The 15,841-nt window shown below is 47.3% G+C and carries 13 protein-coding genes; 3 read left to right on the forward strand and 10 right to left on the reverse strand.

Going from position 1 to position 15,841, the window contains the following annotated elements; genetic code table 11:
- Positions 1-66 precede the first annotated feature (66 nt).
- The 9 genes from E6W40_RS14495 to leuC form a co-directional block, all read right to left on the reverse strand.
- A complete protein-coding gene (locus E6W40_RS14495; protein ID WP_136606096.1) occupies positions 67-339 on the reverse strand; it encodes an NAD/NADP transhydrogenase alpha subunit in 273 nt (90 codons plus the stop codon).
- Between the two features lie 94 nt (positions 340-433).
- The gene (gene nth, locus E6W40_RS14500; RefSeq protein ID WP_136606097.1) at positions 434-1,096 is read right to left on the reverse strand and encodes an endonuclease III; all 663 of its coding nucleotides are present in this window, start codon (positions 1,094-1,096) and stop codon (positions 434-436) included.
- Positions 1,097-1,187: 91 nt separating this feature from the next.
- A complete protein-coding gene (locus E6W40_RS14505; protein ID WP_136606098.1) occupies positions 1,188-3,920 on the reverse strand; it encodes an S-layer homology domain-containing protein in 2,733 nt (910 codons plus the stop codon).
- A gap of 215 nt (positions 3,921-4,135) precedes the next feature.
- Positions 4,136-4,795, reverse strand: coding sequence for a GerMN domain-containing protein (locus E6W40_RS14510; RefSeq protein WP_136606099.1), 660 nt, complete (start codon positions 4,793-4,795; stop codon positions 4,136-4,138).
- 29 nt (positions 4,796-4,824) lie between these two features.
- The gene (locus E6W40_RS14515; RefSeq protein ID WP_136606100.1) at positions 4,825-6,282 is read right to left on the reverse strand and encodes an N-acetylmuramoyl-L-alanine amidase family protein; all 1,458 of its coding nucleotides are present in this window, start codon (positions 6,280-6,282) and stop codon (positions 4,825-4,827) included.
- 271 nt (positions 6,283-6,553) lie between these two features.
- Complete coding sequence (locus E6W40_RS14520; protein WP_136606101.1) at positions 6,554-7,189, reverse strand: GerMN domain-containing protein; 636 nt, start codon at positions 7,187-7,189, stop codon at positions 6,554-6,556.
- Between the two features lie 28 nt (positions 7,190-7,217).
- Positions 7,218-8,735, reverse strand: a complete 1,518-nt coding sequence (locus tag E6W40_RS14525; protein ID WP_136606102.1) for an N-acetylmuramoyl-L-alanine amidase family protein — start codon at positions 8,733-8,735, stop codon at positions 7,218-7,220.
- 242 nt (positions 8,736-8,977) lie between these two features.
- Positions 8,978-9,580 carry a 3-isopropylmalate dehydratase small subunit gene (gene leuD / locus E6W40_RS14530; protein WP_136606103.1) on the reverse strand — a complete coding sequence of 201 codons (603 nt, stop codon included), beginning with the start codon at positions 9,578-9,580 and terminating at the stop codon, positions 8,978-8,980.
- Between the two features lie 14 nt (positions 9,581-9,594).
- Positions 9,595-11,016 (reverse strand): 3-isopropylmalate dehydratase large subunit, encoded by a 1,422-nt coding sequence (leuC, locus tag E6W40_RS14535; RefSeq protein WP_136606104.1) that lies wholly within the window; start codon positions 11,014-11,016, stop codon positions 9,595-9,597.
- 183 nt (positions 11,017-11,199) lie between these two features.
- On the opposite strand from leuC, the gene E6W40_RS14540 reads away from it, so the two are divergent.
- Positions 11,200-12,114, forward strand: a complete 915-nt coding sequence (locus E6W40_RS14540; protein ID WP_136606105.1) for a LysR family transcriptional regulator — start codon at positions 11,200-11,202, stop codon at positions 12,112-12,114.
- A gap of 55 nt (positions 12,115-12,169) precedes the next feature.
- Here E6W40_RS14540 and E6W40_RS14545 read toward each other — a convergent pair whose 3' ends face one another.
- A complete protein-coding gene (locus E6W40_RS14545; protein ID WP_136606106.1) occupies positions 12,170-12,985 on the reverse strand; it encodes a carbon-nitrogen family hydrolase in 816 nt (271 codons plus the stop codon).
- Positions 12,986-13,168: 183 nt separating this feature from the next.
- Here E6W40_RS14545 and E6W40_RS14550 point away from each other — a divergent pair, with 183 nt between their 5' ends.
- Both E6W40_RS14550 and proB read left to right on the forward strand, forming a co-directional pair.
- Positions 13,169-14,377 carry a pyridoxal phosphate-dependent aminotransferase gene (locus E6W40_RS14550; RefSeq protein WP_136606107.1) on the forward strand — a complete coding sequence of 403 codons (1,209 nt, stop codon included), beginning with the start codon at positions 13,169-13,171 and terminating at the stop codon, positions 14,375-14,377.
- A gap of 357 nt (positions 14,378-14,734) precedes the next feature.
- Positions 14,735-15,838: a glutamate 5-kinase gene (gene proB, locus E6W40_RS14555; RefSeq protein WP_136606108.1), complete on the forward strand. Its 1,104-nt coding sequence runs from the start codon at positions 14,735-14,737 to the stop codon at positions 15,836-15,838.
- Positions 15,839-15,841: the final 3 nt, after the last annotated feature.

A 15,841-nucleotide genomic window follows, 5' to 3' on the forward strand; every position in this document is an offset into this window, starting at 1 on the left:
CGATAATGACAAAAAAAATAAAACCGAATAAGCTTCGGTTTTATGCTTGGTTACACCTGATATGAATTATACGCTTGCGTTTTCCAGCTCGGGTACAAGAATTTCAAATACTTTGCCATGCTGCAAAATCGTTGTGCCACGGGACTTGTCTCTCATGACGACAACTTCGGGTTTAGTGGACATGCGGTCCAGGTAATGCTCGGGAACATCGCCGGAGTGGCTGACCGTGATTCCTTCGAACTCTTTTTCTTCGTTCTCTACAAGTTCGGCCTCCATCACTTGATCCATAATATCAGAAAATATTTCAAAATTGTCAGTATATACTGAGATGCATTTCATGTTTATCCCATCCTTCTCCATCTTTGTAGTTCCTATCCTGCTACATAAAATGAACTAAAGTTTAACATCCCTTTCTTTAGTTCAAATTATATTGTTACTTATCTTTTCTGATTTGGGACGTCTTCATACGTTTTTTTCCTTCGCGGCATACATCAAGCAGCGGGCATACCTGGCATTTCGGATTCTGGGCTTTGCAGTGATATCGTCCGAAAAAGATCAAGCGGTGATGCGTTAAGGTCCACTCTTCACGCGGCACCTGCTTCATCAGCTTCTTTTCCACTTCCAGCACGGAATCTTTCCAATTTGCCAGACCCAGCCGTTTGGATACCCTTTCCACATGCGTATCCACGGCAATCGCCGGTACATCAAAAGCATTGGAGACCACCACATTGGCCGTCTTGCGGCCAACCCCAGGAAGTTTCACAAGCTCATCATGCTCCCGCGGCACTTCACCGCCGTATTGTTCCATGAGCAGCATACATAGATTACGAATATGCTTTGCTTTATTCCGGAAAAGACCGATTCTACGGATATCCTGTTCGAGCTCCTCTAAAGGAACTGCCACATAATCTTCCGGAGACTTGTACTTTTGGAACAAATCCTTGGTGACCTTATTCACCGTTTCGTCCGTACATTGTGCGGACAACAAAACGGCAATGGTCAGTTCAAAAGCATTGCTGTGGTTTAATTCACAATGGGCATCGGGAAACAATTCACCGATGGTATCGAGTATATAACGTACGGTTGCTGCCTTCATCGCTTACGTACCTCCTGCAAAAAAAACGTCTTGATACGGGTAAGACTTCCCGTATCAAGACGGTGTATCTCATGACCATTCCCATAGCATACTATTGTTTCTGTATCTCGACAATCGTTCCATTGTTTAAATACAGTACAATATTATCATTTTCTTTCAGGGATTGCACGGTCAAAGTCGTATCTCCTTGATGAATGTAAGCAGCCGGGGACAGCGTATAATGGCTGGTATCATTGACATTTTGACGTTTCACATATATTTCCTTCGCATAACTGTCATATTTCCAGAAGGTTTGGTTCGTTATATTCAGCACTTTCACGACCGAATTGCCGTCAGCATCCTTACGCACTTCTACACGGTTACCTGTTGTAACATTGCTGAGGTTAAGCGCACTTCCGGCATCATTCATAATTTTGGATGCATTATCCAGCTTAAAGGTTTCTGTTGTTCCTCCATAATTCTTGACTGTAATGCTTGGTGATGCGGAGGAAGTGTTCACGGCAGTCACTTCACCGGTCGTCAGCTTTACAACCTGTACAGCTGCTGGTGTAATCCCATTGAAGGTAACATTCAACAGCTGACCCGAACGGAGCTCTTGCACAGTAATCTCTTGTCCGTTGTCACCTGTAAGAGTTGATTTGTCCACATAGAATTGGCTGATGATTCCATCCTTTTTCACCGTGACACGGGAGTTGTTATAATCAACATCCACAATCTCAAACTGAACATTTGATTTTACCTGGATCGATTGAATGGCATCCTGTGTCGCACTCAGCACAGCCGCAATCTCACTTCCCACTTTGACATCGGACAGGGATGTGCTGCTCTTGCCGTATACCTGAACAACTGGATTCGTGAACGGCAGCGTCATGCTTTGTCCGTCAGCGGTCAGCAGCGTAAGCTTTTTGCCTGCCAGATCGAGAGAAGATACTTTTCCTTCATATTGATAAATCACTTCAAGTGACAACGCCCGGTTTGTCAGGTAAGTGATATTAACCTTGCGACCGTTAATCAGATATGGTTCGATTCCAGCCAAAGTCGGATTGGGAGAATTATAAGTCAATTTGGTCTTCTCATCAATGGAAACAACATATGGCTTCTTGTTCGCATCCAGAAGGGTCAGAAGTTTGCTTTTTGGTTCATACTGAACGATGGTGGCACCCTTCTTCTGTTCCATCTGACGGTTCATCACTTGAATTTTGGTAACCTGATCCTGAGGATTCAGCGTGATTTCCACCTGATCCCCGTTTACGGAATCAGCAATCAAGTCCCCCAGCACTGGAGAAGCGATACCGCTGATCACAAGCTCCGGCTTATCCGTGAGAAGCTTCACTTCAAGCTGTCCTCCATCACGTTTGTATGTAATGGTGGCATTGTTAGCCCCGACTTCATACAGAGAACCGCGTATTGTTCTTTCCACACCTTGGGTCACTTCAATCGATTCAATCAGATTGTTTTTAACGGTGTAATTAATGACTGCCCCATTCTTCAATTCAGATGGTGAGAGGAGCTGATTCTGATATTTTACGATCAGGCTGTCATCCCATGTGTAGCTTTCCATCGCACCGGATGAATTTTTGACAACCAGTGATTTGGAGGCTGTATCCACGCTTTGAAGGGTACCGTTGCCACTCTTATTGATAATTCCCGATTTGACCTGAATGATAACCGGCTTTTTCGCAGAACTGAATGTTTCTTGTTGAATCTGGATTTTACTGCCTACGACCAATGCAGTCGGATCAATTTTAGATCCATTTTGATCCAGGAAAGATGTTCCGGCGTCATAAGTGAACTCCTTGAACGTGTTGTTGGTCTCCAGCCAGATGATGTTGCCAGGCGAAAGCTTCTGGAAAGTTCCTTCTACGCTCTCAAGCTGCAATTTAGAGTCTGTGACTTCTACATATGCAGTTTTGTTCGTGCTGCCAATGACCATCACTTTCGTGTATGGCTTCAAATCAGCAAAGCTGATTTTGTTATCAGAATCACTGGTGTAATATACCGTTGAACTATCCAGTGCATAAGTACGGATGCTTCCATCCACATACAGATCGAGCTTGTTGGTACCCAATCCGGTTACGATGCCCTCGGCAGAGTTGTTATATTTCACGCCATTAAGTGCTTCTGCACGGCTGAAGAAGGTTGCGAGCTGGGCGCGGGTCACTGAACCTTGAGGATCAAACCGGTTGCCGTCTACGCCGTTAGTCAGTCCAAGCTCCAGAGCCGCGTTAACGAATCCTCTCTTGGAAGCGGATATTTTACCGTTGTCTGCAAACGTCGTTGCTTTGGATGCCATCGAAGCCGCATCGCTTTCTTTGCCGAGCGCACGAATGAGAACTTCAGTGATCCATTCCCGGCTCGCTTTTCGTTCGCCCCAGATTTCCTTGGAATTCACTGCAGCATTCTCGGAGGTTTTATCCAGGAGATTTTGCTGAAGTGCCAAAGCCACATACGGCTTAAAATAGTTGTTCACCTGCAGATTGGCAGGCAGTGCCACAGCAGAGTTATTGCTGATTTTATCCTCTAAACCTGCAAACCGGATCGCCATCGTAACAGCTTCCTGCTGAGTAACAGAATCATTCGGACGGAACAGGCCATTATTACCCAACAGTATTCCTTGGGATGCCAGCTTATAGATATGTTTTTCGGCCCAATACCCGCTTTTGACATCGCTGAAGAGGCCGCTTGCCGTCACGGATGCTGAGGTTGTTGTTGCTGTTGTGTCTGCGAATACGGCAGTGCCGGTACCCAGTGCCATCATGCCTACGATGACGGCTGATACTACTTTTTTAGAATGTGATGAAGAATTGCTGCGTTTGGAAACCATTCTTTTTCCCCTTTCTCAAATAAGGATTGTGCCGTATGGCATAATCCCGAAAATAAACAGAAAGAACTAAAGAGATTGCGTCCCTGCCTGATGACCCTTAAGGCCACCCGGCAAAATCGGGAGCGCAAACTTTAGTTCATTTCATATCCACAAAAATCACGCCTATATGATATTCGACAAGAAGGCCTTAAGCTCCTGCTTTTGCCCTAATTTTTTCAGTGTCTTGTCAAAGGATGCTCCAGATCGACATGACCCATCAGACTTTCCACCTTCGCACCGTCTACCAGAAGTTCAACGGTTTTGACCTCGTCAAATTGGAACATCGTCTTGGTCAATGCATCCAAAGCATACTGTTCGCCACCGGCTCCCAGTCTCGCCTCGTCAGGCATATGAATGTCCATGGTGATTTCACCGTTTTTAAAATCAAGCTTTTTCAGCTCGATTTTCCCCCATAGCGGAACCAGCTCAGACTTGCCGCTGGACTGAAGAGCCTTGAAGGCTTCCTCATATTTTCCAGCTTCATTCTTAAAGCTGATTTCCTTTTGGGATTTTTTCAAATCCAATTCCTGAGGATCGGTATAATAAACATCAATCATTTCTTTTTTAGCGGTTGACTCCGTTGTTTGGGAAGATGAATCGGTTGATGACCCTTTGGACGGATCATCTTGCGCGGTTCCTGCCTCGCTGCCTTTATCATCGCTTCCCGTTTTATCCTCAGGAGCAGTCTCATCACTGCCGCTTCCTGTTGTTTGCTGCTCCCCGGAGACTGTCTCTTGCTGTCCGCTTTCCGGCGCGGTTGTCGGCTTCTGGCCGCAGCCGGCCGAGGCAATCATCACCAAAGCCAAAATGCCTGCACACCATAATTTCCTACTCATTCACTGCCGCCTCCTTAAGGGGACATTCCTTATTGAACACCCAGATATTCTTTAATTCCATTTACGACCCCTTGAGCAACGCGTTGTTGAACGCTTTCGGTGAACAATGTAGCTTCATCCTTTTTGTTGCTGAGGTATCCGACTTCAAGAAGAACCGCCGGCATTTTCGTTTCCCGGATGACGTGGAAGTTACCATAACGAACTCCACGGTCCGAAAGACCCGTAGCTTGTACCAGATATTTGTGCATGACATTGGCAAACGCCTTGCTCGCGTCTCGCTGATAGTAGGTTTCGCTGCCGGAAGCCGCCGAAGAACCTGCACTGTTAGCATGAATCGATACAAACACATCTGCTTTCAAGTCATTGGCAATCTTGACGCGATCCTTCAATTCGAGGAACGTATCATCACTGCGTGTAAGCACAACATCAATGTTTGGTTCCTGTTTCAGGAGTTTTTCAACCTTCAAAACAATGGCAAGATTGAAATCCTTCTCCTTTTTGCCCGTAACGCCAGTTGTACCCGGGTCGTGAGCTCCATGTCCTGCATCAATAACGACGATTTTCTTTCCGCTGCCACCAATTGGCTTCGACGGCGTACCGGAGTCTGAAGTATTCAAGTCGACGATGTACAAACCATTCTCATTGGTCAGCTTGTAATTTTTCGCATAGTTCAGATCAACAACGACCCTTACCGTTGAAGGATTATTGTTATAGAGCGAATATCTGACTTGCGAAACGTCAGGATACCCGCTGATATCCAGCGATCCCATCGAATTTTGATCGAGAGGTGAATTGCTGCTGCTGAAGCTATCCGAAAATTTTGCGTTTTCCAAATCGATAACAATCCGGTCAGGACCGCTCATTTTGAAAGCATTCACTTTGGCTTGTCCATTCGTTGCAATCATCAGGCGATTGTCACTGAAACTGATTCCATTTACCTGAGCCGCCGATGTACTGCCCGTATTGCTGCCGCCGTTACCCGATCCTGTTCCCGGAGTCGCTTCTCCGCCGTTTCCGGCACCTGTTCCTGCGTCCCCGTTTCCAGTTTCAATTTCTTGGGTATATAAGTATACGATCTTCTTAATATTGTCCCAATTCACTTTAAGCCCCATTTGTTCACTGACGAAGCGTATAGGTACGATCACGGTATCTGTACGCAAAATGGGTGCGATGTTCAAGGATACTTTTGTTCCATTCACATCGGCTGTTTTTTGATTAACTACAAGTTTGATGACCTTAGAATCTTTTTTTATGGTTACCGTGCGCGTCTTTTGTTCCCATGCGACGTCAAACCCTAGATTCTCTCCGACGACACGAAATGGAATCATGATATTACCATTCACATTTTCCACTTTTGCATTTCCTGACAGACTCAGTTGCTTGTCATCCAGAAAAATTTTGGCACTGCCTGCCGCAGCCTGTCCATTGTGAGGAAACGCCAAAATGAAGACAAATAACAACACTGCCATAAAACCAAACTTCTTCATTCTTCACCCCTACCATTCTAAAATTTTTGTCATTAGCTCTGCCGTTTCGGCTTAGGCTTTCATTCGACATCACCAGACATCTATTAGACGCTCTATGCTTCGAAAAGTTGCGAATATATTCCTCTTTATGCAAAACTTAATCTATGCCTTAAGGTAGACAAGGTTAGTAGTTTATGCTTACTTACTCATAGGATATCAACAGAAAAAGACCGCAAGCACGGGATTAACCCTATATGCTCGCGGTCTCTTGACTATATTTAATTCTATAAAATTAGTTCCTTGTCATCGGATGATCCAGGTCTACATGACCCATCAGGCTTTCGACCTGCTGCCCATCGACCAGAAGTTCAATCGTTTGGACTTCCTTGAATTGGAACATCGTTTGGGATAATGCATCAAGAGCGAATTGTTCACCGCCGGCTCCTAGTCGCGCTTCATCCGGCATGTGAATATCCAGCGTCATTGCTCCATCCTTCACTTCCATGGATTTCAGCTCAATCTTGCCCCAAAGAGGAATGAGTTCGCTATTTCCGCTATCCTGGAGCGCTTTGAATGCCTCTTGATATTTATCAGAATCTTTTTTGAAATGGATTTCCTTCTCGCTTTTCTTCAGTTCCATTTCCTGCGGGTCCGTATAATAAACCTCAATGGTTTGCTTCTGGTCTGCGGGTTCATCCGCTTTCTGATCCGGCTTGTCCACCTGATTATTCGTATTTGCAGTATCTTCGCCCTGGGCAGCATCGGAACCGTTAGAATCATCGGGCTGCGCCGCGTTGACATCCGATTGTTCGTTTTGATTTTGTGCTGTTTCCTGCAAAGCAGGGGCTGCTGTCGGCTTTTGTCCGCAGCCTGCTCCTACAACCATAACCATAGCCAGAAGCGCAGCGCTTAAGAGCTTTTTGTTCACTTTACCGCCTCCTTAACTAACGAATGACTTATTGAATTCCTAGGTATTCTTTAATGCCGTTTACGATGCCTTGGGCAACGTTATTTTGCACAGACTCACTGAATAAAGCTGCCTCATCCTTCGGATTGCTCAAGTAACCGACCTCGAGCAGAACGGCAGGCATTTTGGTCTCGCGGATGACGTGGAAATTTCCGTATTTGACGCCGCGGTCAGGCAATCCCGTCGCCGAGACGAGGTACTTGTGCATGACGTTCGCAAGCGCCTTACTTGCATCGCGCTGATAGTATGTTTCACTTCCGCTGGCCGCTATAGGCCCGCTGTTGGCATGAATGGAAACAAAAACATCCGCATTCAGGTCATTCGCAATCCTTGCTCTCTCTTCAAGCTTAAGGAACGTATCGTCACTGCGTGTAAGCACAAAATCTATGTTCGGTTCCTTGGCCAGAAGCTGCCCTACCTTTTGGGCTACAGCCAGATTGAAGTCTTTTTCCTTTTTCTTCGAATAGCCTAACGTTCCCGGGTCCTGATCTCCATGGCCTGCGTCAATGACCACGACTTTTTTGCCGTTTCCTCCAACCGGGTTGGTTGGCGTGCTGTCGGACTTGTTCAGGTCAACGATAAGAAGCCCTGAACCCGATGGATCGCTGTATACCGAGTATTCTTTGGGATAACTCAAGTCGATGACAACCCTAACGGTTGATGGACTGCTGCTGAAAAGGGAATAACGGATGTTCGTTACATCCGGATAGCCGCTGACATCCAGCTGTCCCTGATTTCCTGCGACAGCGTTCGCCCCGCCCAGGAAATCGGAAGAGAAGCCCGCATTAGGCAAATCTACAACGATTCGATCCGGACCAGACATTTTAAATACCTTAGGGGTAATCGAACCCCCTTGGGAAGCAATCATCAAACGGTTTTCGCTGAAGCTGATACCACTGATCAGGGCATTACCCGTTATAGGCGGCACCGTAGTCGAGGGATCAGATACTTCACCTGGCTCCGTCGTCGATGTCCCACCCGATGGACTTGTACCAGGCAAAGGATCAGGAACGGGTACGTCCCCATTGCCCGCGCCTGTTCCGCTTTCGGATTTCGGAGGATCAGATGCCGCCGTTGTAAGGTATACCGTTTGGTTTGCCCCATCCCAGCTCACATGAATTCCCATCTGTTCACTGACAAAACGTACAGGAACGACCACAATGTTGTTTTGCAGGAGCGGAGGGTTGTCTAAGCTTAATTTTTTTCCATTTACTGTAGCATTCTTTTGATTCACAATCAGCTCAATTGACTTGCTGTCCTTGCTGATCAGAACCTTTTGCGATTTCTGCTCCCACTTCACATCGAACCCAAGGTTTTCACCGATCACACGGAAAGGAACCATGGTACTGCCATTCACATTCGTAACCTTGGTATCTTTAGAAACTTTCAGCTCGTTCCCGTCCAGTATAATCTGAACATTCCCTGCCGCGGCAGCTGCCCGATCCTGAACAGACACCATCATGACGATAAACAGTAACAAAAACAATAAAAATCCGGTTTTTTTCATTATCCACCTCTGCCAAACTAAATTTTTTGCCGATTCTTGGGCATGAAAAACAAATATATATAAAAAAAATCATTATCATCGGAATATAGGACAATATTCGCCACCAGGAACCCATTTTCCTCCTGGAACATTTCATTTTTTTACCTTTTTCAATTTTTCCTGTGCTCAACAAAAAAAGACTTCTATATCCCGCGAAGGAAATATAGAAGCCTTCCAATTTTAAAGATCAGGCGCAGGCAAGATTAAGCAAACAGATGCGAAGCATGCTTTTGCTCGTATGTGGAAATCTCATCTTCATGTTGAAGAGTCAAACCAATGTCATCCAGACCCTGCAAAAGGAATTGGCGGCGGTGCTCATCAAGCTCAAAATCGATATGAAGACCTTCGCTATCGGTAATTGTCTTATTATCCAGATCTACGTTCAGCTGATATCCTTCTTGAGCTGCAGTGTGCTGGAACAAATCCTCCACCTGCTCTTCAGAGAGCTTGATCGGCAGAATACCATTTTTGAAACAGTTATTATAGAAAATATCCGCAAAGGATGGGGCAATGACGCATTTAAAGCCATAGTCCATGATTGCCCATGGTGCATGCTCACGGGAAGATCCGCAGCCAAAGTTGGCACGGGAAATCAGGATTGAAGCGCCCTTGTAGCGCGGCTGGTTCAGGGAGAAATTGGGGATCTCATTCCCTTGCTCATCAAATCTCCATTCGAAGAACAGAAACTGTCCGAAGCCGGTGCGTTCGATCCTTTTCAAAAACTGTTTAGGGATAATGGCATCCGTATCCACGTTCACCCGGTCTACCGGGGCAACAAGGCCTGTTAATTTAGTAAAAGCTTCCATGTCTGTTCTCCTCCTTAGCTAACCACATCAGATTTAATATTCCATTCGCGGACATCTGTAAACCGGCCTTTGATCGCTGCAGCAGCAGCCATGGCAGGTGAAACCAGATGCGTCCGTCCACCGCGTCCTTGACGTCCTTCAAAGTTACGGTTTGAGGTCGAAGCACAGCGTTGTCCAGGCTGAAGCACATCCGGATTCATCGCCAGACACATACTGCAGCCGGCATCGCGCCATTCAAAACCTGCTTCAACAAAGATTTTGTCGAGACCTTCAGCTTCGGCTTGAAGCTTCACACGTCCGGATCCAGGAACGACAATGGCTGTCACCTGATCCGATACCTTATAGCCTTTGGCTACTTCAGCAGCCGCGCGAAGATCTTCAATCCGTCCATTGGTGCAGGAGCCGATAAATACATAATCGACTGGAATTTCATTCATAGGTGTGCCTGGTACCAGACCCATATATTCGATGGCTTTTTCAGCAGCCTTGCGTTCATTTTCAGTTGGCAATTCGGAAGGTACAGGTACTTTTGATGTGATGTCTGTCCCCATGCCCGGGCTTGTGCCCCAGGTCACTTGAGGGATCAAGGACTCCATATCAAACTCAAGAACCAAATCGTATGCAGCGCCTTCGTCGGTCACAAGCTGCTTCCATTCTTCAACACGGCTGTCATAATCACTGCCTGCCGGCACATGCTGGCGACCACGAAGATACTCGAATGTAGTCTCATCCGGTGCGATCATACCAGCGCGTGCTCCACCTTCGATGGACATATTACATACCGTCATACGTTCTTCCATCGTCAGCTCACGAATCGCTTCACCAGTGTATTCAATAACATAGCCAGTTGCAAAATCCGTGCCATATTTAGCGATTACGCCAAGGATCATGTCTTTTGCGGTGATGCCGGCTTTACGTTTACCTACAAAGCGGACTTCCATCGTTTTGGCTTTTGCCTGCTGCAAGCATTGTGTCGCGAGGACATGCTCAACTTCGCTGGTTCCGATACCGAACGCCAGAGCGCCGAAAGCACCGTGTGTAGAAGTATGGCTGTCACCGCAAACGATCGTTTTGCCAGGATGTGTTAAACCCAGCTCAGGTCCCATAACATGCACGACGCCTTGATCAATCGTATCAAGATCAAACAGTGTGACGCCGAAATCACGGCAGTTTTGAGTGAGGGTATCGATCTGCTGCTTGGAAATCGGGTCTTTAATGTTGAAACGGTCTTTGGTTGGTACATTGTGGTCCATGGTAGCAAAGGTCAGCTCAGGGCGGCGAACCTTGCGTCCGCTGAGGCGAAGTCCTTCAAACGCCTGCGGGGAAGTTACTTCATGGACGAGATGCAAATCGATGTAAAGGATACTCGGCTTGCCTGCTTCCTGATGAATAACGTGGTTATCCCAAATTTTCTCAAACATTGTTCTTTTACTCATCTTTTTCACCTCATCATGGTTATACGTCCTTGGAAGAGCACCGGAGTGCGGTATCTCTTGAATGAAATAAATATAGCATTTCACTCTTAATTGTTCCAAGATATAATATCTATAAAAGTAATAGGAAATAACTATGAGCATAATCATGTAAACCGACAAATCAAAACGATAGGACCGATGAATATGGAACTGAGACAACTCCAATATGCCTTACAAATCGCTTCGGAGCGAAATTTTTCCCGGGCAGCCGAAAAGCTGCATATCGCCCAGCCATCCTTAAGCCAACAGCTCTCCAAGCTTGAAAAGGAGCTCGGGGTGCTTCTTTTTCAGCGGAATACCAGTACCGTTGAGCTTACCCATGCCGGCTCGCTATTTATGGATCAGGCTCAAAAGATCATGGATGCCGTAGAGCTGCTGCGCCAGGAAATGTCAGATATCTCCCAGCTTAGAGGGGGAAAGGTTATGGTCGGTAGTATGCCGATTACGGGTGCCCACCTGCTCCCCCATGTCCTTCCTTCCTTTAAACAAAAATATCCCGAGATTGAAATTGCATTACTTGAAGATTCATCCATGAATCTGGAAAAGCTGACAGCCGGAGGTAAAACTGATTTGAGTCTGCTCTCCCTCCCGCTGCAGGAGCCTTCCCTTACCTATGAAATTATTGGGGAAGAAAAAATAGATCTTGCGGTCCCGGCCGGCCACCCGCTTGCGGAGAGAGCCAAGGGCGGCAAACCTGTACCTGTCCGCATTGAAGAGCTGAGCGGAGAATCATTTATCGTTCTGAAAAAAGGACAGGGGTTCCGCAAGATCACATTCGACCTGTGTCAAAAGGCGGGGTTTGAACCGAAGGTGGTATTCGAGAGCAATAACATGGAAACCATTCAATCACTGGTAGCAACGGGAATGGGGATTACCTTGGTGCCAAGGTTTATCTCACGCTCTTCGAGAAGTGAATTTGTCCCCGTCTACTTGCCCCTTGCCGAACCCGTTCCGAGCCGGACACTCGTGATCGCTTATCGGCGCGGCCGCTATCTGTCCAAAGCAGCTGAGGCTTTTATCGATACCTTTAAAGAAACCATGCAGGAGTTAGTGAAATAAGCTTCACCTAAATAGAAGAAGGCCCCTGATTCCTCAGGAGCCTTTTTTCCGCCTATTATTTATCCGTATACATCTCAGGCCGGCGGTCTGCAAACACGGGGATCCGTCCCCGGACCTCATCTACCAGCTCCGGTGAGATCAGACCCGTTACAATTTCCTCCGATTCGCTGCCCTCAGCCACAATTTCACCCCAAGGATCAATGATCAGGGAATGACCGAAGAAATCCGTTCCCCGGCTGCTGCCCACACGGTTGCAGGCAATCACATACATCTGATTTTCAATGGCCCTTGCCATCAAAAGCGTACGCCAGTGATGAAGGCGCGGATGCGGCCATTCGGCAGGTACGATAAGCATCTTTGTGCCGCCAAGTGCCAGGCTTCGGGCAAGCTCAGGGAAACGGATGTCGTAACAGATGGAAGCCCCAACCTTGAATCCTTCCAAATCAAAGGTAACCACAGCCTCACCAGCCGTTAAATGCTTCTCTTCATCCATCAGCCTGAATAAATGCAGCTTGGAATATTCTCCGACCTGCTGGCCATTCCGATCAAAGGCATACATCGTATTAAAGATTTGATCCCCTTTTTTGACAGCAACCGATCCGCCCACAATCATGACATGATGTTTTTTGGCGAAAGACGACAGCCATGTCCGGGATTCCTTTCCTTCCGGATCAGCGATATCCTGAATTTGCTCCAATGCATATCCGGTATTCCACATTTCAGGCAGTACCAGAAGATCGGGCTTCGATTCACCCTGTATGGCCTTCTCCAATAATTCCTCAATATGTGCTTTATTCGCTTGCGGACTGCCTATTTCAATATCCGCCTGAATCAAGGCGACAGCCAGCTGGTTCTCATCCATATGTCCCATGTTTTTCCTCCTTGCACCCTATAAAACCAGGAGATGGACCTGCATGGTCCATCATATTGTATTCCATCATAAATGTATCGAAAGGATCGGGCAAGAGCTGGCTATTCCCTCTATACACCCCGGATAAATCATGTTAGATTAAATCTATTCTATTTTGAAGCAAGAACCGGAGTGATGAATATAATGAAACCGACAGACAACCCTTCATATCAATCGGCTTTTCATATTAAACCCGCAGAAGTGATGAACCAGCTGCCTACACAATTTTTTGCCACTCTTGTACAAAAAGTGAACCGTGAAATCAACGCAGGCCATGATGTAATTAATTTGGGACAAGGCAATCCTGACACACCGACACCGGGCCACATCGTGAAAGCTGTTCAGGAAGCAGCCGCCAATCCGCTCTATCATAAATATTCGCCTTTTACAGGCTTTAGCTTCCTGAAGGAAGCCATTGCGAAGCGTTATCTGGAGGATTACGGCGTGGAGCTCGATCCTGAAACCGAGGTAGCCGTTCTGTTCGGCGGCAAAACCGGACTTGTACAGCTCCCGCAAATTTTGCTCAATTCCGGCGATCTTTGCCTGGTTCCTGATCCGGGCTACCCGGATTATTGGTCTGGTGTGGCCCTTGCTAAAGCTGAAATGTCCTTTATGCCACTACGTAAAGATAATGCCTTCCTGCCGGACTTTGGAAGCATTTCCGAGGCTGACCGTCGACGGGCGAAGCTGATGTTCCTGAACTATCCGAATAATCCGACTTCCGCTACGGCACCTTTGTCTTTTTATGAGGATACCGTCAAATTTGCTGCAGAAAATGGCATTGTCGTGGCCAGCGATTTCGCTTACGGCGCCATCGGATTTGACGGACAGCGCCCGGTGAGCTTCCTTCAGGCACCGCATGCCAAGGAAGTCGGGGTTGAGTTCTACACCCTCTCCAAAACCTATAACATGGCAGGCTGGCGCGTGGGCTTTGCCCTCGGCAACCGCGAGATCATCTCAATGATCAACCTGCTCCAGGATCATATCTATGTCAGCTTGTTCGGCGGTATTCAGGCTGCGGCAGCCGAGGCTCTAACCGCTTCCCAAGAATGCGTGTATGAGCTGGTCAAGCGCTACGAATCCCGTAGAAATGCGTTTTTCACAGGTCTGGCCGACATCGGCTGGCAGGCTGAGAAGCCTGGAGGCTCTTTTTTCAGCTGGCTGCCTGTGCCCAAAGGATATACCTCCACATCCTTCGCTGATCTGCTGCTTCAAGAAGCCAAGGTTGCTGTTGCACCGGGCATCGGTTTCGGTGAGCATGGCGAAGGCTATGTCCGCGTGGGGCTGCTGACTTCCGAAGAAAGGCTTCAGGAGGCTGCAAGACGGATCGGAGAGCTTAAACTTTTTAAATAACTATTTTGCAAACCAGGATATTCCGTGGTATTCTATGTGAAATAACGGGTTTTCCATACCTCATAAAACGTGACGACGGGACCAGTACGAGCTATATATCGCGAAAATAGAGAGTAAATTCCACCGGCTGAAAGAATTTACCCGATTCGCTCCGAATCCTACCCCTGAACGGCCCGCATTAACCTGTGGGACAGTGCCTTCTGTTACAAGGCCTTAAGCCGGATGATTCACATCATCAATAAAGGTGGTACCGCGGAAGTGAAGCTTTCGTCCTTTAACCAAAAGGATGAAGGCTTTTTTTGTTTTAAGTATGAAAATGTTCGAATTCCTATACCTATGAAATGGAAGTGATGACATATGTCGACGCGAGTCGTCGTCAAAATTGGAAGCAGCTCACTCACATCCGTCGAAGGTGGCCTCAGCCGTGATGCTGTAGCATTTTTCGCGAGTGAAATTGCTGCTTTGAAACAAGCTGGCTGTGAAATTCTGCTGGTTACCTCCGGAGCCGTTGCTGCTGGATTCCGTGCGATTGGTTATAGCTTCCGCCCCAAGCTTCTGCATGAAAAGCAAGCTGCGGCGGCCGTTGGCCAGGCACTGCTAATGCAGGCTTATCAGGAGGCTTTTGCCTCCCATGGCATTACAACCGCGCAAATCCTCCTCACCCGTACGGATTTCGGAAACCGCAAACGGATGAATAATGCCGGCATGACGATTGAAGAACTGCTGAAGCAAGGCTCCATCCCGATCATTAATGAAAATGACACCGTGTCGATTGATGAGCTGAAGTTTGGTGACAATGATACCTTATCCGCACTGGTAGCCAACCTGGTGAAGGCACAGCAGCTTCTCATTCTGACCGACATGGACGGATTATACACAGGTGACCCCCGTAAACATCCGAATGCGGTGCGTTTCGATCATGTTGAAGAGATCACCGAAGAGATCTATTCCATCGCCGGAGGAGCCGGATCTTCCGTTGGTACCGGTGGTATGCGTTCCAAAATCGATGCCGCCAAAATCGCCACGCGCGGGGGTGTCCCCGTATTTGTAGGCAAAGTGGACTCAGGCGGCGATTTGCAAAACGCCGTTTCGGGCCAAGGCCGAGGAACCTATTTCGATACCCGCCTTCACTCATTGCCGATGAAAAAGCAGTGGCTTGGATTTATGTCTACGCCGCTTGGTTTTCTGAGGGTTGATCCGGGTGCGGAGCAAGCCTTGGTAAACGGTGGACACAGCCTTTTGCCCGTTGGCATCAAAGAGGTTGAAGGGCATTTTCAGACAGGCGATGTTGTTGAAGTGCTTAATCTGGATGGAACTGTTCTTGGACGCGGAATTGTGAACTATGACGATGAGCAGCTGCGCCGGATTCAGGGCATGAGCAGCTCTGAGGTCATTCAAACACTGGAGCTGGTCCATCGTCTCGAAGTGATTCACAGAGATGAATGGATTACATTAAAATAATGA

Source organism: Paenibacillus dokdonensis, from assembly GCF_004916975.1.
Classification (GTDB): Bacteria; Bacillota; Bacilli; order Paenibacillales; family Paenibacillaceae; genus Paenibacillus_AQ; species Paenibacillus_AQ dokdonensis.